The sequence below is a fragment of the Paractinoplanes polyasparticus genome (assembly GCF_019710575.1).
In the GTDB taxonomy this organism is placed as follows: domain Bacteria; phylum Actinomycetota; class Actinomycetes; order Mycobacteriales; family Micromonosporaceae; genus Actinoplanes; species Actinoplanes polyasparticus.
Map to the genome: position 1 here is coordinate 166153 of NZ_JAHWFK010000041.1, position 17167 is coordinate 183319.

19 protein-coding genes are annotated in these 17167 nt (G+C 71.2%); 12 read left to right on the plus strand and 7 right to left on the minus strand.

Going from position 1 to position 17167, the window contains the following annotated elements; genetic code table 11:
- The first annotated feature begins 30 nt into the window (after positions 1–30).
- From KXC43_RS35265 to KXC43_RS35280, 4 genes are all read left to right on the plus strand, one after another.
- A complete protein-coding gene (locus KXC43_RS35265; RefSeq protein WP_221380546.1) occupies positions 31–816 on the plus strand; it encodes a hypothetical protein in 786 nt (261 codons plus the stop codon).
- A 68-nt stretch (positions 817–884) separates the two neighbouring features.
- A complete protein-coding gene (gene serS / locus KXC43_RS35270) occupies positions 885–2147 on the plus strand; it encodes a serine--tRNA ligase (RefSeq protein WP_221380547.1) in 1263 nt (420 codons plus the stop codon).
- A gap of 110 nt (positions 2148–2257) precedes the next feature.
- On the plus strand, positions 2258–3070 hold the full coding sequence (locus tag KXC43_RS35275) for an HAD family hydrolase (RefSeq protein WP_221380548.1): 813 nt from the start codon (positions 2258–2260) through the stop codon (positions 3068–3070).
- Complete coding sequence (locus tag KXC43_RS35280) at positions 3070–3870, plus strand: HAD family hydrolase (protein ID WP_221380549.1); 801 nt, start codon at positions 3070–3072, stop codon at positions 3868–3870. The genes KXC43_RS35275 and KXC43_RS35280 overlap by 1 nt, the downstream gene beginning before the upstream one ends.
- Here KXC43_RS35280 and KXC43_RS35285 read toward each other — a convergent pair.
- Positions 3867–4433 carry a bacterial proteasome activator family protein gene (locus KXC43_RS35285; protein ID WP_221380550.1) on the minus strand — a complete coding sequence of 189 codons (567 nt, stop codon included), beginning with the start codon at positions 4431–4433 and terminating at the stop codon, positions 3867–3869. The genes KXC43_RS35280 and KXC43_RS35285 overlap by 4 nt on opposite strands.
- 69 nt (positions 4434–4502) lie before the next feature.
- Entirely contained in the window at positions 4503–5330 is an 828-nt protein-coding gene (ddaH, locus tag KXC43_RS35290; protein ID WP_221380551.1) for a dimethylargininase, read from the minus strand.
- Between the two features lie 67 nt (positions 5331–5397).
- Between ddaH and KXC43_RS35295 the strand changes: the two genes are divergently transcribed.
- On the plus strand, positions 5398–5856 hold the full coding sequence (locus KXC43_RS35295; RefSeq protein WP_221380552.1) for an Lrp/AsnC family transcriptional regulator: 459 nt from the start codon (positions 5398–5400) through the stop codon (positions 5854–5856).
- Between the two features lie 61 nt (positions 5857–5917).
- The gene (locus KXC43_RS35300) at positions 5918–7723 is read left to right on the plus strand and encodes a beta-propeller domain-containing protein (RefSeq protein ID WP_255645362.1); all 1806 of its coding nucleotides are present in this window, start codon (positions 5918–5920) and stop codon (positions 7721–7723) included.
- A 56-nt stretch (positions 7724–7779) separates the two neighbouring features.
- Here the strand turns inward: KXC43_RS35300 and KXC43_RS35305 are convergent, their stop codons facing one another.
- The 3 genes from KXC43_RS35305 to mobA are packed head-to-tail and all read right to left on the minus strand — an operon-like array spanning position 7780 to position 9780.
- Positions 7780–8868 (minus strand): T3SS (YopN, CesT) and YbjN peptide-binding chaperone 1, encoded by a 1089-nt coding sequence (locus tag KXC43_RS35305; RefSeq protein WP_221380554.1) that lies wholly within the window; start codon positions 8866–8868, stop codon positions 7780–7782.
- Between the two features lie 58 nt (positions 8869–8926).
- Complete coding sequence (locus KXC43_RS35310) at positions 8927–9184, minus strand: DUF6457 domain-containing protein (RefSeq protein ID WP_221380555.1); 258 nt, start codon at positions 9182–9184, stop codon at positions 8927–8929.
- Positions 9181–9780: a molybdenum cofactor guanylyltransferase gene (gene mobA / locus KXC43_RS35315; protein WP_251802674.1), complete on the minus strand. Its 600-nt coding sequence runs from the start codon at positions 9778–9780 to the stop codon at positions 9181–9183. The genes KXC43_RS35310 and mobA overlap by 4 nt, the downstream gene beginning before the upstream one ends.
- Before the next feature lie 139 nt (positions 9781–9919).
- Here mobA and fdhD point away from each other — a divergent pair, with 139 nt between their 5' ends.
- Complete coding sequence (gene fdhD / locus KXC43_RS35320; RefSeq protein WP_221380556.1) at positions 9920–10747, plus strand: formate dehydrogenase accessory sulfurtransferase FdhD; 828 nt, start codon at positions 9920–9922, stop codon at positions 10745–10747.
- Positions 10748–10810: 63 nt separating this feature from the next.
- Here fdhD and KXC43_RS35325 read toward each other — a convergent pair whose 3' ends face one another.
- Both KXC43_RS35325 and KXC43_RS35330 read right to left on the minus strand, forming a co-directional pair.
- Positions 10811–11791 (minus strand): DUF4192 domain-containing protein, encoded by a 981-nt coding sequence (locus tag KXC43_RS35325; RefSeq protein ID WP_221380557.1) that lies wholly within the window; start codon positions 11789–11791, stop codon positions 10811–10813.
- A 79-nt stretch (positions 11792–11870) separates the two neighbouring features.
- The gene (locus tag KXC43_RS35330; RefSeq protein ID WP_221380558.1) at positions 11871–12374 is read right to left on the minus strand and encodes a GNAT family N-acetyltransferase; all 504 of its coding nucleotides are present in this window, start codon (positions 12372–12374) and stop codon (positions 11871–11873) included.
- 56 nt (positions 12375–12430) lie between these two features.
- Here KXC43_RS35330 and KXC43_RS35335 point away from each other — a divergent pair, with 56 nt between their 5' ends.
- From KXC43_RS35335 to KXC43_RS35355, 5 genes are all read left to right on the plus strand, one after another.
- Complete coding sequence (locus KXC43_RS35335; RefSeq protein ID WP_221380559.1) at positions 12431–13309, plus strand: fructosamine kinase family protein; 879 nt, start codon at positions 12431–12433, stop codon at positions 13307–13309.
- A gap of 74 nt (positions 13310–13383) precedes the next feature.
- Entirely contained in the window at positions 13384–14406 is a 1023-nt protein-coding gene (gene moaA / locus KXC43_RS35340; protein WP_221380609.1) for a GTP 3',8-cyclase MoaA, read from the plus strand.
- A 2-nt stretch (positions 14407–14408) separates the two neighbouring features.
- Positions 14409–14657: a MoaD/ThiS family protein gene (locus KXC43_RS35345; protein WP_438870933.1), complete on the plus strand. Its 249-nt coding sequence runs from the start codon at positions 14409–14411 to the stop codon at positions 14655–14657.
- Positions 14658–14780: 123 nt separating this feature from the next.
- Positions 14781–15776, plus strand: a complete 996-nt coding sequence (locus KXC43_RS35350) for an aminoglycoside phosphotransferase family protein (RefSeq protein WP_221380560.1) — start codon at positions 14781–14783, stop codon at positions 15774–15776.
- 75 nt (positions 15777–15851) lie between these two features.
- A complete protein-coding gene (locus tag KXC43_RS35355) occupies positions 15852–17135 on the plus strand; it encodes a metallophosphoesterase (protein ID WP_308129408.1) in 1284 nt (427 codons plus the stop codon).
- Positions 17136–17167: the final 32 nt, after the last annotated feature.

Sequence of the window (17167 nt, forward strand, 5' to 3'; positions counted from 1 at the left end):
GGCGACCTGGCACAGGGCACCATGGTTACCATGCCCGCGCCGCAGCAGCAGCCGACGCCGCTCGAGATCGACGTGACCCCGCCCGAGGCGGTGGTCGAGTTCGGCTCGTCCCCCGAGCCCCGCCGGTCCCGCTGGAACACCAGCGGCCTCGCCCGCGACCTGATGGCCGACCGGCGCACAGTGCCGCTGACGGCGGCGCTGGCCGCCCTGGCCGCGCTCGTCTCGGTGCTCTCGGAATGGCAGGTCACCACGCTCGACCCGAGCACCCTGGGCGTCGACGCGGGTGAGCGGGTGCTGCCCACCGGCATCGACGACCTGGGCGCCCTCGGCATCGGCTATGTGCTGGGCCTGTTCCTGGTGGTGCCGGCCGTGGTGCTCACCCTGTTCGGGCCGCCCGGCGGCCGCCGCTACGCCCGGCTCGCCGGCCTCAGCGTGGCGGGCACGCAGCTGGGCCTGCTCATCGCCGTCGCCTCCGCGGTCAGCTCCGTGAGCTACGCCATCGACCCGGTCTATCGCATAGCCCTCGAGGAAGGCGAGGCCACCCTGGTGTACGGCCGGGGGCTGTGGTGCGCCTTCGCCGGCATCCTGCTGGTTCTGGCCGCGCTCTACCTGGCCGGACGCCACCTTCCGGCCGGAGCCGGCGCCGGCTCCGATTCGCCGGCGCCGATCGGCGAGGCCGAGCCGGATGCTGTGTGGTCGTGGCGGCGCCCGGTGGCCGACGGGACCGACCGCCCCGGCGACGAACCGCTCGACCTCACCGTCGCACCCTCGCAGCCGTTCACGTCGCTGAGCGACGACCGCGACCGGCCGAGCTGACGGGCAAACCGACACGGGGGGGATATCCGTGTGCTGAGCGGGCCTGGTCGCCGGTAGGCTCGACACTCGTGATTGACCTGCGTCTGCTTCGCGAAGACCCCGACCGGATCCGCGCCAGCCAGCGACTGCGTGGCGAGTCCACCGAGGTGGTGGACGAATTGCTGCGCGCCGATGAGGCCCGCCGATCGTCCACCCAGCGGTTCGAGGCGCTGCGGGCCGAGCAGAAGTCGCTGAGCAAGCAGGTGCCCAAGGCCTCCGGCGACGAGCGGGCCGCCCTGCTGGCCCGCACCAAGGAGCTCGCGGCCGAGGTCAAGGCGGCCGAGGCCGAGACGAGCACGGCCGACCAGGCGCTGCGGGCCGCCCACCTCGCGGTGCCCAACCTGGTGCAGGACGGCGTTCCGCCCGGCGGCGAGGACGACTTCGTCGTGCTGCGCGAGGTCGGCGACCTCCCGTCGATCGAGAACCCGAAGGACCACCTCGAGATCGGTGAGGCGCTGCGGGCGATCGACACCGAGCGCGGGGCCAAGGTGTCGGGCTCGCGGTTCTACTTCCTCACCGGCGTCGGCGCGCTGCTCCAGCTGGGCCTGCTTCAGATGGCGATCGCCCAGGCGGTCGAGCACGGCTTCGTCCCGTCGATCACCCCGTCGCTGGTGAAGCCCGAGTCGATGGAGGGCACCGGCTTCCTCGGCGCCCACGCCAGCGAGGTCTACCGCCTCGAGGCCGACGACCTCTATTTGGTCGGCACGTCCGAGGTCGCCCTGGCGGCGTACCACTCGAACGAGATCCTCGACCTCGAGGGCGGGCCGGAACGCTTCGCCGGGTGGTCGTCCTGCTATCGGCGCGAGGCCGGGTCGTACGGCAAGGACGTGCGCGGCATTCTGCGGGTGCACCAGTTCGACAAGGTCGAGATGTTCTCGTTCTGCAAGCCGGACGAAGCGGCCGACGAGCACCTGCGCCTGCTCGCGATGGAGGAGGAGATGCTGGCCAAGGTCGAGATCCCCTATCGGGTGATCGACGTGGCCGGCGGCGACCTCGGTTCGAGCGCGGCCCGCAAGTTCGACTGCGAGGCTTGGGTGCCGTCGCAGGGCCGCTACCGCGAGGTGACCTCGACGTCGAACTGCACGACGTTCCAGGCGCGGCGGCTCAACATCCGCTACCGCGACGCCGACGGCAAGCCGCAGACGGCGGCGACGCTGAACGGCACGCTGGCGACCACCCGGTGGCTGATTCCGATCCTCGAGAATCACCAGCAGCCGGACGGTTCTGTCCGGGTTCCGAAGGCACTGCAACCGTACGTTGGCGGCCGCGACATCTTGGAGACCGCGCGCTAACGCTTAATACACCCGTCGGCTACCAGTAGTCATAGCCGCTGGTAGTCGCACGGGTGTACCGTTCTCCTTCCGCCCTCCGCGGGGGTTTGCACAACCCTCGGAGGTAATCGATGGTCAAGCCTGGCCTCCCCAAGCTGATCGCGACCGATCTCGACGGCACCCTCGTCCGCAGCGACGACACCGTGTCCGACTACACCCACGAGGTGCTCGGGCGGGTACGGGCGGCCGGCATCCGCGTCGTCGGCGCCACCGGCCGCGGCCCGCGGCTCACCTCCCTCACCCGCAACGACATCCGCGACGCCGACTTCCTGGTGATGGCCCAGGGCGGCTGGGTGCTCGACCAGGCCGATTCCACCTATCTGCTGCGTTCCCGCCTGTCCGGCCCCGCACTGGCCGAGGTGCTGGCCGCGCTGGAGGCCGAGGCGGGCGAGCTCTCCGTCATGGTTGAGGCGCTGGAACACGACGACTCGCCGCTGTGGGGCGACTACGACCCGACGTGGCGCTATCCGGTGGTCCTGGAGCGCCGGCCCCGCGCGGCCTGCCTCACCGGCGACGTGATCAAGGCCTTCGCCCGCTCCTTCGCCTACGACGTCGACGAACTGCTCGCCGTGGCCCGCCGCATCGTCCCGCCCGAGGTGGCTTCCGTCACCCAGGCCGGCCTCGACTACATCGAGATCTGCCCCGCGAACGTGGACAAAGGCACCGGCCTGGCGGTGGTCGCCCAGGCCGTCGGCGTCGACCCGGCCGACGTCCTCGTCTTCGGCGACATGCCCAATGACCTGCCCATGTTCGCCTGGGCGGGGTGGGGCCGGGTGGCCGTCGGCAACGCTCACGCGGAACTGCGGGCGGTCGCCGACGAGGTCACGCTGACCAACGACGAGGACGGGGTGGCCACCTACCTCGACCGGCTACTGTCGAGGTGATGTCCTCGCCTTTTCAGCTCGTCGCCAGCGATATCGACGGCACGCTCATCCGCACCGACGGCACGCTCAGCAAGCGCACGATCGAGGTGCTCGACGCGCTCGAAGTGCCCTTCGTCGTCGTGACCGGCCGCCCGGTCCGCTGGCTCCGGCAACTCTTCGACCAGATGGCGGCCCCGGTGCCGGCGATCTGCGCCAACGGCGCCGTCATCTACGACGCCGAGCGGGACGAGGTGCTGCGAGCCGACCCGCTCCCGGTCGAGCTGCTGCTCGACGTGGCGAAGCGGCTGCGCGAGGCTGTGCCCGACGTCGCGCTGGCGGTCGAGGTCGAGGACGGGCGCGCCTTCTGGTACGAGGAGGCCTGGCCCGTGCGCTGGGAGGGCGACGGCACGTCCGTACGCGTTCTCACCACGCCCGACGAGCTGACCTCCGCCCCCGCCGTCAAACTGCTCGCGCGCTCGGCCCACCACGGGCCGGACGAGTTCTTCGAGCTGGTGAGCCGCACCCTGGGCGACATCGCCACGCCCACCCACTCGTCGTCGAGCGCCCTGGTCGAGATCAGCGCGGCCGGCGTGACCAAGGCTGCCGGTCTGGCCTGGCACTGCGAGCGTTACGGCATCGACAAGTCGAAGGTGATCGCCTTCGGCGACATGCCGAACGACATACCCATGCTGAGCTGGGCCGGGCACGGGGTGGCGATGTCCAACGCGCACCCCGCCCTCAAGGCCGTGGCCGACGAGATCGGCCTCAGCAACGACGAGGACGGGGTGGCGAACTACCTCGCGGAGCTCTACGGGCTTTAGAGGTACTGCCCCGTGCGGCCGCCCTCGGCGCCGCCTTCGCGCGGGCCGGGCATGCCGGGCAACACACCCATCGGCAGGGCCGGACGGCCGGCGCCGGCGCCGCGCATCTGCTCGAGCTGCAGCCGGGCCGCCATCTGCTGCGCGACGAGCGCGGCCTGGATGCCGTGGAACAGACCCTCGAGCCAGCCGACCAGCTGCGCCTGGGCGATGCGCAGCTCGGACTCGCTCGGCGGGGTCTCGCCCTCGAACGGCAGGGACAGGCGCTCGAGCTCTTCGCGCAGCTCGGGGGCCAGGCCGTCTTCGAGCTCGGTGATCGAGCGCTGGTGGATCTCGCGGAGCCGGCCGCGGCTGGCCTCGTCGAGCGGTGCCGCCCGGACCTCTTCGAGCAGCTGCTTGATCATGCTGCCGATGCGCATCACCTTGGCGGGCTGCTCGATCAGGTTGCCGGGCTCTTCGGGGTTGACCGTCCCGTCGGCGTCCATGGTCCCCAGCGGACGCCCGTCGGGGCCGACCACGATGACGGAACCGTCGTCCTGCTTGACGCTGCCTTGTTCGTCGGTCATGCGATCCATCTTCCCGCACGGTCTCCAGTCATCCGCCAGCGCCCATGCCGTCTTTCGCAGTGTCCGAGGTCACTGCCTCAGCTCGGCTACGACGCACTTCACACTGCCGCCGCCCCGCTTGAGCTCGGACAGGTCGACGTGCACGGGCTGATAGCCGGCCGCACGCACCTTGTCGCCCATCGCCGTCGCCTCGGTGTTGAGAACGACGTGGCGGCCGTCGCTGACCAGGTTGAGGCCGAACGCCTCGGCGTCGGAGCGGTCGGCGAGCACGGCGTCCGGGAAGAGCTGGGCGAGCACGCGCTGCGAGGCCGGCGAGAACGCACCGGGGTAGTAGGTGACGTGCCGATCGTCGAGGGCGGCCAGGGCGGTGTCGAGGTGGTAGAAGGCCGGGTCGACCAGGCGCAGCGACACCACCGGACGGCCGAGCACCTCCTGGGCCTCCGCGTGCGCGGCCGGGTCGGTGCGGAAGCCGTAGCCGGCGAGGACCAGGCCGCCGTACGCGCCGGGAAGGTAGGCGAAGTCGCCCTCGCCCTCGTTCACGTGCTGCGGCCCGGCGAAGTTCCAGCCCTGAACGGCGTAGAACTCGCGATGGGCGTCGGCCTCGGCGCCCCGCTGCGGGTGACGGAAGCGGGCGCCGTAGACGACGCCGTCGACCGAGAAGGCGCCGTTGGCCGCGTAGACCATGTCGGGCAGGCCGGGTACGGCGTCGAGCTGGTGCACACGGTGGCCGAGGTCGCCCAGCGTGTCACGCAGGACCTCCCACTGCTTGAGGGCCAGGGCGGCGTCGACCGGGACGGTCGTGTCCATCCACGGGTTGATGGCGTACTCGACCGTGAAATGCTGCGGAGGACACATGAGATATGTCCGGTTCCGCGGCCGGCGCTCGGTGTGGTTCATGAGCTAGAGCGTAGGTAGGCTGCGATGCACGAAACAGCTAGAAATCTTGTCTCTTGGGGGCGAATCGTTGCAACTGGACGCCGTGGATCAGCGAATCATTGCGTTGCTGGTCGCTGACGCACGTTCGTCGTTCGCCGAGATCGGGGCGAAGGTCTCGCTCTCGGCTCCGGCGGTCAAGCGACGGGTCGACCGGCTTCGATCCCGTGGGGTGATCAAGGGGTTCACCACCGTCGTCGAACCGTCCGCCGTCGGCTGGACGACCGAGGCGTTCGTCGAGCTCTTCTGCACCGGGCGCACCACCCCGGCTCAGATCACGGTGGCCACCCGCCGCCACCCCGAGGTGGTGGGGGCCTACACGGTCTCCGGTGAGGCCGACGCCCTCGTGCACCTGCGCGCGGCCGACATCGGGCACCTCGAGCAGGTGCTCGAACGCCTGCGGGCCGAGCCGTTCGTCACCTCCACCCGCAGCATGATCGTCCTGTCCCGTCTGGTCGAGACGCCGACGCCCGTCCCCGCGATGGATTGACCCGGGGAACCCGATCGCCGGCGGGCGCGTCCAACCGGACATGTCGCGTCGATCCTGGCTCTTGTCCGCACTGGCTGTCCTGCCGCTGGCCGCCTGCACCGCGTCCGGCCCGTCGGACGAGCCTTCGCCGGTCGCCGCACCGGCCCTGAAGCTCGTCGCGTTCGACTCCTGCGCCCAGCTCGAGAAGGAGCTGCGGGCAGCCGCCGAGAAGAGCTACGTCGCACCGCCACCCGTGCCCGGGAACGCCCGTGCCCTGGGCGGAGCCGAGGCGGCAAGCACGTCCGACTCCGGTTCTCATTCCGGCACCAATGTGCATGAGGTGGGCGTCGACGAGCCCGACATCGTGAAGACCGACGGGCGGCGGATCGTCGCCATCTCGGGCGGCGTGCTGCGCGTGGTCGACACGGCGGCCCGCCGGCAGACGGGGAAGCTCGACCTCGGCCTCCAGGCGTTCGGCGAGCCCACGCTGTTGCTGGCCGGCGACCACGCGCTCGTGCTCGCCGACGGGGGCGGAATCTCGCCGCTGCGCGATGACACCCGGATCATCCGGCCCGGCAACGGCCGCTCCGAGGTGCTGCTCGTCGACCTCACGGGCGGCACGCCGCGGCTGCTCAGCCGTTACCGCGGCGACGGCCGGCTGGTCGACGCCCGCCAGCACGGCAGCGTGGCCCGCGTCGTGATCAGCAGTAGCCCGGACTTCCAGTTCCCGTACCGGGGCGACCCCCAGCCCGAGAACGTGATGCAGGACGACCGGGGCAGCATCGAACGCGCGCCGATGGAGGCGTGGCTGCCCAGCTGGGAGATCACCACCGGCGGCGCGACGACCCGGGGGCGGCTCGAGTGCTCGGCGGTGAGCCGGCCGGAGTCGTACTCGGGTCTGTCGATGCTGCGGGTGCTCTCCTTCGACCTGAACGCGACCGCCCTCGGCGACGGGGAGCCGGCCGCGGTGGTCGCCGACGGGGACGCCGTCTACGGCAGCGCCGGCAGTCTCTACATCGCGAACAACCAGAACTGGCGGATGAACGCCGCCGGGACCGACGCCGGGCGGGCGGCCCCGCCGGACGGCACCGACATCTACCGGTTCAGCCTGCCGCCCGTGGGCCAGCCGCTCTACGTGGCGTCGGGCAAGGTGCCGGGGCGGCTGCTCAACCAGTACTCGATGTCCGAGTGGGACGGTCACCTGCGGGTCGCCACGACGAGCTGGACGGACGACGCCTCGGCGGTGCGGGTGCTGCGCGAGAAGGACGGCAAGCTGGTCGAGGTCGGTGCGGTCGAGGGTCTCGGCCGGGGTGAACGCATCTATTCCGTACGGTTCATCGGCCCCCGCGGCTATGTGGTGACCTTCCGCCAGACCGATCCGCTCTACAGCCTCGACCTCGCCGTGCCGCAGAAGCCCCGGGTCACCGGCGAGCTGAAGATCACGGGCTACTCGGCGCACCTGCAGCCGGTGGGCGAGAACAGGCTGATCGGCGTCGGGCAGGAGGCAACGGCCCAGGGCCGGCCGACCGGCATGCAGGTGTCCCTGTTCGACGTCACCGACCCGGCCGCGCCCCGGCGCCTCGACCAGCATGTGGTGCCGGGCGGGTCGTCGGAGGCCGAGTCGGACCCGCACGCGATCCTCTGGTGGCCGGCGAACGGGCTGCTGGTGCTGCCGGTGGCCGACGCCCGAGCCGACGGCGCGCTCGCCCTGCGGGTGACCCGCGACCGGATCGAGCAGACCACCAGGCTGGCGGCCGCGGCCACGGACTCGGGCCCGATGCGCCGGGCGGTCGTCGTCGGCGACGTGTTGTGGTCGGTCACCGACGGCGGCGTGCTCGCCTCGAACCTGTCCACCCTGAAGCAGGTCGGCTGGGTCGACCTGAAGTGACTGGGGCTTGTCCTGCCGGTCCGCACTCAGCCCCGCGGGCCGGCAGGGCAGGCCCCTTACAGATACATGCCGGTGCGGTGATCCTCGGCCGGCTCCTTCGCGGGGGCCGGCTTGTCGCCCTCGCCGAAGAACCGCTTGCCGCCGAACTCGCCGTGCAACCGGTCGTCCAGCTCGTCGGCCAAGCCGGTCATGACCTGCACGGCCAGCATGAGGTGGGTGGCCTGGAAGTTGCGGCCGAAGACCGGGATCGACGCCCACACGGTGTCCTGCGCGGCGTAGAGCCGGCCGATCGGCATCCGGTTGGTCAGCTCGGACAGCTTCACATAGAGCGTCTCGGTCGGCTCGACCTCGGTGAGGATCGGCGAGAACACGTCGACCAGCGGCGGATTGTCGCGCACTCGCACGAAGACCATCGCCGACCCGGCCCGGATGCCGATGTCGCCGTCGGCGTCCACCTGCAACTGGTCGACCGTGGTCTTGGACATGGTGGCGACCACCGTGCGGACCCGCTCGTCGAGCGGGACGACCTCGTCGGCCGCGTCGGCCAGCGCGGCCGCGAGCACGCCGTCCTCGGCGATGTCGTCGAGGCTCAGCTCGTCGTCGATGCTCGGCTCGTGCCGGGCGGTGGCCAGCGGCGCGGTGTCGAGGGGCTCGTCGTTCTCGTCGTGCACGAGGTAGACCAGGAACGCCGGGTGCGGTGCGCCGTAGACGTCGCGCAGCGTGCGGGCGACCACGGTGGCCAGCCGGTTGCTGTTGTCCTGAGTGGAGCTCAGGCCGAACGAGTCGCCCGAGCCCGCCAGCACGCCCGGCGGCGACCAGCCCAGCGCGACCAGGTCGGCGATCGAACTGCGGTCCATCCGGTAGCCCTCGGGCAGTCCCGCGTTGCCGATCGCCAGTGCCTCGACCACGCTGTCCTCGAGCACCCGGATGCTCACCGAGTACACGGCGAGACCGGTGCCCGACGCCGTCGGGTCGAGAGTCAGGTCGACGTGCGCGCCCGGGGCCAGGGTCGGCAGCAGGCCGGCCAGGGCCCGTGCGAACTCTCGCCACGCCTCACCGACCTTTGCCCGCAGGTCGGCCGTGGTGGGTTCGTCGAGGATCACACCCTCGCTGGATTCGCTGCCCTCGGCGCTCTGTGCCGTCATGATCGTCACCTCCGCTCCCGCCACCCTATCGAGCGGCGTCCGCCCCATCGCCCCGCTCTCAGGGGATGGGCGGTTCGGCCCCTTCGCCGGGTGACCAGGACACGGCCAACTCACTCAACCGGGCGGCGAGCTCGGCCGGATCGGCGCCCCGGCCGACGGCCACTCCGAGCAGGTAGGCGGTCACGGGCGCGCCCGGACGCACCACGCCGTGGGCGACGTCACGGGCCAGGTCGAGCACCAGCCGCGTCGGAATGTCGGCCGGATCGACACCGGCCCGCCGGCCGGCCGCCGCCAGCCAGGCGTCGAGTTCATTCATCGAGCCCACTCTTCGGCGGTGCGCAGATCGTCGTCGGTGTCGCAGTCGAACCAGGGGGGCGGGCCCGGCCGTCGCCACGAGACCTCGGCGACCCGCATGTGGTTCATCAGTTCGCGGACCGAGGCGCCGTCCAGACGGCCGCGCTCCTCGATCAGGTGGTCGATCGCCTGACGCAGGGCGGCCGTGCGCCAGACCCCGCACAGCATCTGTCGCCGGCCCTCGGCGTCGCGGTAGACCGCACCCTGCATCGGCGCCGACTCGGCGGTCAGGCGCAGCACGTCGATCGCCTCACCGGTGAGCAGCGGCAGGTCAGCGGCGAGCAGCGCCGTGTAGGAGACGTCGTCGGGCACCAGCGCCAGACCAGCCGCGGTGGCCGCCACCGGGCCGCTGCCGGGCGGATCCTCCCTGGTGGAGTGCACCTGCACGGGCAGGTCGGGCGGCACCCGGCCGACGACGATCCGAGGGTCGGCGTCGTGCACCGCGGCCAGCACGCGGGTCAGCATGGACTGCCCGGCCACGGTCAGGGTCGGCTTGTCCGCACCACCCATCCGCCGCGCAGCTCCGCCGGCCAGCACCACCGCCGCATATCCCCCCACGTACGTACCGTATCCCGACCGCGTGTCCAGCGTGACCGCGCGCTCAGTTACCAGTCGTTGATCACTGTGTGTCCCAGGAGTATCGGTGCGTCCCCGTCCGAGGCGGGCCGGACGCCGCCGACCGGCCTACGCTCGACCCATGGCGAGGACGATGACCCGGCGACCAGTCGTGAAGATCAATTTGGATGCGACCGGCGACCCCCGCCGCCGCCCGGACGACCTCGCCGCCGAGGAACCGCTCGAGATCCGCGTCCGCAAGGCGCCGCTGGCGGTCACCATGCGCACCCCGGGGCAGGACATCGACCTGGCCATGGGCTTCCTGCTGACCGAGGGCATCATCGGCAGCGCCGACGACGTGGTGACCGCGCAGTTGTGCGCCGGCACCGACACCCCGAACACCTACAACGTGGTCGACGTCGTGCTGGGGGCCGAGGTGCCGCCGCCGGTCACCGATCCGAGCCGCAACTTCTACACCACCAGCTCGTGCGGTGTGTGCGGCAAGGCCAGCATCGACGCCGTGCGCACCCGTTCGCAGTTCGACGTCGCAGCCGACACGCTCACCGTTGCCGCCGGCACTCTCGTCGAGCTGCCCGACCGCCTGCGCGCGGCCCAGCGCACCTTCGACCGTACGGGTGGCCTGCACGCGGCCGGTCTGTTCACCGCCGACGGCGAACTGGTGGTGCTGCGCGAGGACGTGGGCCGCCACAACGCCGTCGACAAGGTGATCGGGTGGGCGCTGCGCGAGGGACGGCTGCCGTTGACCGGGCACCTGCTGCTCGTCTCGGGGCGGGCCAGCTTCGAGCTCACCCAGAAGGCCTGGATGGCCGGGCTCCCGCTGCTCGCGGCCGTGTCGGCGCCGAGCACACTGGCGGCCGAGCTCGCCGACGAGGCGGGGATGACGCTGGTCGGCTTCCTGCGCGGCCGGAGCATGAACGTCTACACGTCGCCGGAGCGGATCACCGTCTGAGGCGGCCCTCCGGTTCGGGCGTGGCTGAGGGCTGCCTTCCGGTCGACACCATGGCCCGTACATCTAGGCAGCCCTTCCCCGCACCGAGCCCGCCGGCGGGCCGAAGTCCTCGACGGCCTCGTGGCTGATGCCGGCGGCCAGCAGACGGTCGAGGATCGTGGCGAAGCGGTGGTACGGGTCGTGCCGCAGCGCCCGGTCGACCGCCACCCGGGCCAGCGGACCCAGCCCGACCCGCCACGCCGCATAACCCAGCAGCGCGGCCGGGCCAGGCACGAAAGGCACCTCGACCCGGCGGGTCGTCTCGGTCCACAGCCGCAGGTGCCAGGGCTCGTCGGAGATGCGGTTGACCGCGAAGTCGAACGCCGTCCGGCCGATCAACAGGGCGCCCAGCCAAGCCGTCTCGTCGTACGTCAGGGACCGGCCCGCCGCATGCTGTCGCTCCGCATGGAGCACCGCCTTGCGACCGGCCCGCCCCATCAGGGTGCGGGGAAGCCCCTCGCCGAGCTTCAAGTTCAGGGCCGCCGTGGCAGCGGCCATCTGGCGGCGCTCCTCGCCCTCGACGGCGGCCACCTGCTCGACCAGCTTCTGCCGGTTGGGCAGCGCGACCTGACCCTGGAAGACCGCGGCGGCGGCGATCGGGCTGTGCGGCGACGGGACGGGAAGGCCCTCGGGCGGGCAGCAGCCCGGGTCGGCGCAGCCGAACGACCACCAGCGGCCGGCGGTGATCCGCAACTGGTCGCGCACCCGGACGCCGGCCCGGTTCAAGGCGGCCACGAGGGCGCCGATCGTCCGGTTGACCGGCTCGGGCGGGCCGAAGCCGAGGAGCGAGACGGACTGTGCCTTCTGCCGGGCGACCATCTGCGCTATCGGGCCGGTGTCGTCGGCGCCGGGCGGCGGCAGGTCGTGCCGACCGACGAAGCTGACGGCGCGCCCGACCGTGCCGATCACCACGAGGCTGTCGGCCGGATGGAAGCCGAGCAGGTACGGCGTGACGGCGATGAGGTCGGCGGGGCTACGGACGACGATCGTGCATTCGGGGTTCATGCCGGGCAGCGTGGCCGACCGAGGGCCTTCCGCGAGTGCCAGGCCGACGGCCTGTGGACGACACGCGGGTTATCCACAGCTAGGAGCGGAACGGGAGCTCGTGCAGCTCCAGCCCCTCCTGCTGCCACTCGTGGGGAGCGCGGTTCAGGTCGAGGGTCAGTTCGAACGACGAGACGACGTCGTAGCCGGCCGCGTGCAGGCTGCGGATCGCGTCGACGTTGCGGGACTCGGGTGAGATCGTCAGCGCGGTCATGTTCCGCCGGCGGGCCTCGTCGGCGACGTGTCGCAGCAGCTTGCGCCCCACTCCTTTGTGGCGGTGGGAGACCGTGACCACGATCGGCTCGACCTCGCCCGCCCGGCCCCGGAGCACGAGCCCGACCAGCCCGATCACGCCGTCGTCGGCATGGTCGGCCACCCACAGCCCGCCCAGATCGAGCCGGGTGAGGTATTCCTCGAAGCCCTCACCGGCGTCCTCGTCGGGCACGCCGTACATCCGGTTGTGCTGGTTGGTCAGCTCGGACCACAGGCGACGACCCGCGGAGTGGTCACTCGGACGGTACGAACGCACTGCGACAGGGCTCATGCCGACATTTTGACTCCGATTTTCCAGGGGCGTAAGCCGAAGCGGAAGATAAGGCAGTGGACCAGGCGTACTTGCGCGCGCACCCCGAGCACCTCCCGACATTTCTCACTCACCAGCGCCTCCGCGAGACGCCGGTGGGCGGCAGCAGCGTGTCGACCGCGAGCCGGCTGACGCTCGACGACGGAACCTCGATCTTCGCCAAGACGTGGACCTCCGGGGAGGCTCCGGCCGGCATCTTCACGGCCGAGGCGTCCGGTCTGAGGTGGCTGGGCGCGGCGGGGGCGCCGGTGCCCGAGGTCATCGTCGCGCTGCCCTCGATGATCGCGACCGAGTGGATCGAGCCCGGTGAGCCCACCCGCGCGGCCGCCGAGCAGCTCGGCCGCGACCTGGCCGGGTTGCATCGCTCGGGCGCATCGTCGTTCGGCGCGGACTGGAACGGCTTCATCGGGCCGCTCGGCCTCGACAACACGCCGACCGGCGGTGCTTGGGGACCGTGGTTCGCCGAGCGCCGGCTCCGGCCGTACCTGAAGATCTCGGCCGATCGGGGAGCGCTCACGACGGCCGAGGTCGAGCTGGTCGAGCGTATTTTTCCGATCCTCGAGGCGTACGACGACGGCGAGCCCAGCCGCACGCACGGCGACCTCTGGCCGGGAAATGTGCTGTGGGGCGCCGACGGCCGGGCCTGGCTCGTCGACCCGGCCGCGCACGGGGGCCACCGCGAGACCGACCTGGCCGAGCTCGCCCTGTTCGGCGGGGCGCCGTTCCTCGCCACGATCGTCGGCGCCTATCACGAGGCTTACCCGCTGGCCGACGGCTGGCCGGAGCGGGTTCCGCTGCACCAATTGCACCTTTTGCTCGTGCACACCGCGGCGTTCGGGGAAAGCTATCGCGGCTCGGTTCGCGCGGCCGCGTTATCCACACTGCGCGCACTGTGACGGAGTCGGCCGTCCACAGGCCGGATTCGGCTGAGGTCAACATCGGTTCCAGCGGATAGATTCGACGCGTGAGCATGCGTAGTGGGGCCCTCATCCCGCTCGCCGACCGATTCGGGCGAGTGGCGACCGATCTGCGCGTGTCCCTGACCGATCGCTGCAATCTGCGCTGCACCTACTGCATGCCCGAGGAGGGGCTGGCCTGGCTCCCGCGCGAACAGCAGCTGACCGACGACGAGGTGATCCGGCTGATCCGGATCGCGGTCGAGCGGCTCGGCATCCGCGAGGTGCGATTCACCGGCGGTGAGCCCCTGCTGCGCCGCGGCCTGGTCGGCATCATCGAGGCGGCGGCCCGGCTGACGCCGCGGCCCACGCTCATGCTGACGACGAACGGCATCGGGCTCGAGCGGCTCGCGGGGCCGCTGCGCAAGGCCGGGCTCGACCGGGTCAACGTCTCGCTCGACACGCTCGACCCGGAACGCTTCCAGGCGCTGACCCGGCGCGACCGGATGGCCGACGTGCTGCGCGGCCTGACCGCGGCGGCCACGGCCGGCCTGACCCCCGTGAAGATCAACACCGTGCTGATGCGCGACATCAACGACGACGAGGCGCCCGCGCTGTTGCGGTTCGCCCTGGAGAACGGCTATCAGCTGCGCTTCATCGAGCAGATGCCGCTCGATGCCCAGCACCAGTGGGACAGGCACACCATGGTCACGGCCGAAGAGATCCTGGCCGGTCTCGCGCCGTTCGGTCTCCTGCCCGATCCGGTTTCACGTGGAACAGCGCCGGCCGAGACGTGGTTGGTCCCCGGCCATGTCGATGCCGCCGGCAATCCGGCCCGGGTCGGTGTCATCGGCAGCGTGACCAGGCCGTTCTGCGGCGATTGCGACCGCACTCGGCTGACCGCCGACGGTCAGGTGCGCAATTGCCTGTTCGCCACCGACGAGAGCGACCTGCGCAAGCTGCTCCGCGACGACGCGAACGACGACGAGGTGGCCGAGGCCTGGCGGGTCGCCATGAGCGGCAAGCGGGCCGGCCACGGTATTGACGATCCGACGTTCCTCCAGCCGGCCCGTCCCATGTCCGCCATCGGAGGCTGAGTTTGCCGACCCTGACTGTCCGCTACTTCGCCGGCGCGCGAGCGGCCGCCAACGGCATCCGCAGCGAACCGGCGGAGGCGGCCACCCTCAACGACCTGAAGCAGCGGCTGACCGATCGGCACGGCGAACGCCTGGGTGTGGTGCTCAAGGCGGCCAGCTTCCTGGTCGACGGTCTGACCTGTCACGACCAGGCCGCTCCCCTGCCGGCCGACGCCACGGTCGACATCCTCCCGCCCTTCGCCGGGGGCTGACCGGGCCCGACCGTCTCCCGGCGGCAGCCGATCGCCCGGGGCGGCGGAGGCTCGTTCGGGTCGCGAGAATCGGAGTTCGCGAGCGATCCGGGGGTCGGAGTGGCATCAGAACGGGAGACCGCAGTGCGGCAGTCCTGGGCGGTTGCGGAGTCGTTCGGGCTGGGAACGCCGACTCAGGAGCTCGCGCCGGTCAGTTTTCGCAGCTCCCAGACGTGGCGATTGGTCACTCGGGACGGTTCCGCGCTGATCAAGCACGTCGCGGCCGAGGACTGGCTCGACGACTTCGCCCGGGCGATGGAGTTCGAACGGCTGGCGCTGGCCGCCGGCATCTCGATGGCCCGGCCGATCCCGCCGCTCACCGAGCCGATGAACCACGACGACGGCCCGGCCCGGAAGCGGCTCGGCTTCGCCGCGGCGATCGACGGAATCGGATGGGTGCGCGCCTATGACTGGGTGGACGGGGAGCCGCTCGCTGACGGGGACGACGTCGCCGGATGGCTGGGTGAGACATTGGCCCGGCTCCATCAGTTGGCGCCGACCGCGGACGCGGCGAGGGCGCCCGATTGGTACCGGTTGGACCAGCCCGAGACATGGCACGGCTGGCTTGACGACGGGCAACGGGACGGGCGCACCTGGGCCGCTCTCCTACGGCTGCACATGGCGGACGTCCTGGAGGCGGCCGGCTGGGTGGCGCGGAGCTTCGCGGCGGCCGGCGACTACGTCATGACACACCGGGATGTCGAGCCGTGGAACGTCATGATGACCGGTGGCGGCCCGGTGCTGATCGACTGGGACGTGGCCGGGGCGGACAGCGCGAGCCTCGAAGCGGCCCACGCGACGTTGGAGTTTTCGCGGCGAGGCCGACCCACTCCTGATCCGGCTGCGGTCCGGCGAACCTTCGAGGCGTACGTCGGCGCCGGTGGAACCCCGTTCGGCGGTTCCGACGTGCTGGCCCGGCGGGCCGGGCTGCGCCTCGGGCGGCTGGCCGAGCGATTGCGGATGTCACTGGGCGACCAGGATCTCGGGCCCCGCGAACTAGCGGCTGTCGAGCGCCGAGCCGCCGAGCAGATCGCCGAGATGCCGTCCTTCCTCGCTGCCCTTCGGAACTACCGCCTCTGACCGGATCGACGGTTCGTCAGTCCGCTCTCAGGAAGGACCAGGACACTTACCGAGGACAAGTGGCTGGGGGAGGACATCTTGGTGGTATTCGTCGGGCTGATCGTTGTGGTCATCGGCCTGATTCACTTCTACCTGTGGAAGCGGCTCGTCAAGGATCCGCTGCCCGGTAAGCGCGCCCGCCGGATCGGGGCAGTGGTCTTCGTCGGACTGGCCGTGCTGGCGCCCGCGACGTTGATCGGCGTGCGATCGGGGGCCCTTCCGTGGCTTGCCTGGCCCGGCTACCTGTGGATCGCGGTCATGTTCTACCTGCTGGTCACGCTGGCCGTGCTGGAGATACCCCGGCTCGCGTTGAGCCTGGCGTGGCGCTCGCGACGGCGTCCGGAAATGGAAACCGCGACCGTCAGCACGGCACCCACCGCAGGCGAGGGCGAGTCGGTGCTGACGGCCGAGAAACCACCGACCGTTGGTGGCGGCGACAAGCAGCTGACCGACGAGAAGGCCAGCCGGAGCGAGACCCCGGGCAACGCCGACAAGCCGGGCATCGACCGGCGGCTGGTACTGGCCCGCGGCGCAGCGATCTTCGCGGGCCTCACCGCGGTCGGCGTCACCGGCTACGGCGTGCGGACGGCGCTGGGCGGTCCTCGGATCGACCGCATCCAGGTGCCGCTGGCCAAGCTTCCCCGGGCCATGGACGGCACCCGGCTGGCCGTCGTCTCCGACATCCACCTCGGGCCGTTGACCGGCATGAATCACGCCCGCCGGATCGTCGACGTGATCAATTCGGTGCAGGCGGACATCGTGTGCGTCGTCGGTGACCTTGTAGACGGCAGCGTGGCGGAACTGGGGCGGTTCGCGGCGCCGCTGGCCGATATCCAGTCGCGGCAGGGGGCGTACTTCGTGACCGGGAACCATGAGTACTACTCCGGCTTCCAGGAGTGGGTCGACGAGGTCGCGCGCCTCGACGTGCGCCCGCTGCGCAACGAGCGCCTCGAAATCGGCGGCCTCGACCTGGCCGGCGTCAACGATCTGGGCGGCGCCGAGTCGGGCGACCCGCCCAATTTCGTCCAGGCGCTCGGCGACCGCGACCAGTCCCGGCCGGTCGTGCTCATGGCCCACCAGCCGATCGCCGCCCGCGACGCGGCCCCGTTCGGGGTTGATCTTCAAGTTTCCGGCCATACGCACGGCGGCCAGATGGCACCCTTCAACCTGCTGGTCAAGCTCGAGCAACCGGTCGTCTCCGGGCTCGGGAAGGTCGACGGTGTGCCGGTCTATGTCACGAATGGCGCCGGTTTCTGGGGACCGCCGGTCCGGGTCGGCGCGCCGCCGCAGGTGAGTGTGATCGAGCTGCGCTCCCCCTGAGAGGCATCAAGATCCGTAAGTCCGTCAAGCGT

Coding starts and splice junctions, on each gene's coding strand:
- KXC43_RS35265 (WP_221380546.1), top strand. CDS start 31: ATGCCCGCGCCGCAGCAGCAGCCGACGCCGCTCGAGATCGACGTGACC.
- KXC43_RS35275 (WP_221380548.1), top strand. CDS start 2,258: ATGGTCAAGCCTGGCCTCCCCAAGCTGATCGCGACCGATCTCGACGGC.
- KXC43_RS35280 (WP_221380549.1), top strand. CDS start 3,070: ATGTCCTCGCCTTTTCAGCTCGTCGCCAGCGATATCGACGGCACGCTC.
- KXC43_RS35285 (WP_221380550.1), bottom strand. CDS start 4,433: ATGACCGACGAACAAGGCAGCGTCAAGCAGGACGACGGTTCCGTCATC.
- ddaH (WP_221380551.1), bottom strand. CDS start 5,330: ATGAACCACACCGAGCGCCGGCCGCGGAACCGGACATATCTCATGTGT.
- KXC43_RS35305 (WP_221380554.1), bottom strand. CDS start 8,868: ATGACGGCACAGAGCGCCGAGGGCAGCGAATCCAGCGAGGGTGTGATC.
- KXC43_RS35310 (WP_221380555.1), bottom strand. CDS start 9,184: ATGAATGAACTCGACGCCTGGCTGGCGGCGGCCGGCCGGCGGGCCGGT.
- fdhD (WP_221380556.1), top strand. CDS start 9,920: ATGGCGAGGACGATGACCCGGCGACCAGTCGTGAAGATCAATTTGGAT.
- KXC43_RS35325 (WP_221380557.1), bottom strand. CDS start 11,791: ATGAACCCCGAATGCACGATCGTCGTCCGTAGCCCCGCCGACCTCATC.
- KXC43_RS35330 (WP_221380558.1), bottom strand. CDS start 12,374: ATGAGCCCTGTCGCAGTGCGTTCGTACCGTCCGAGTGACCACTCCGCG.
- moaA (WP_221380609.1), top strand. CDS start 13,384: ATGCGTAGTGGGGCCCTCATCCCGCTCGCCGACCGATTCGGGCGAGTG.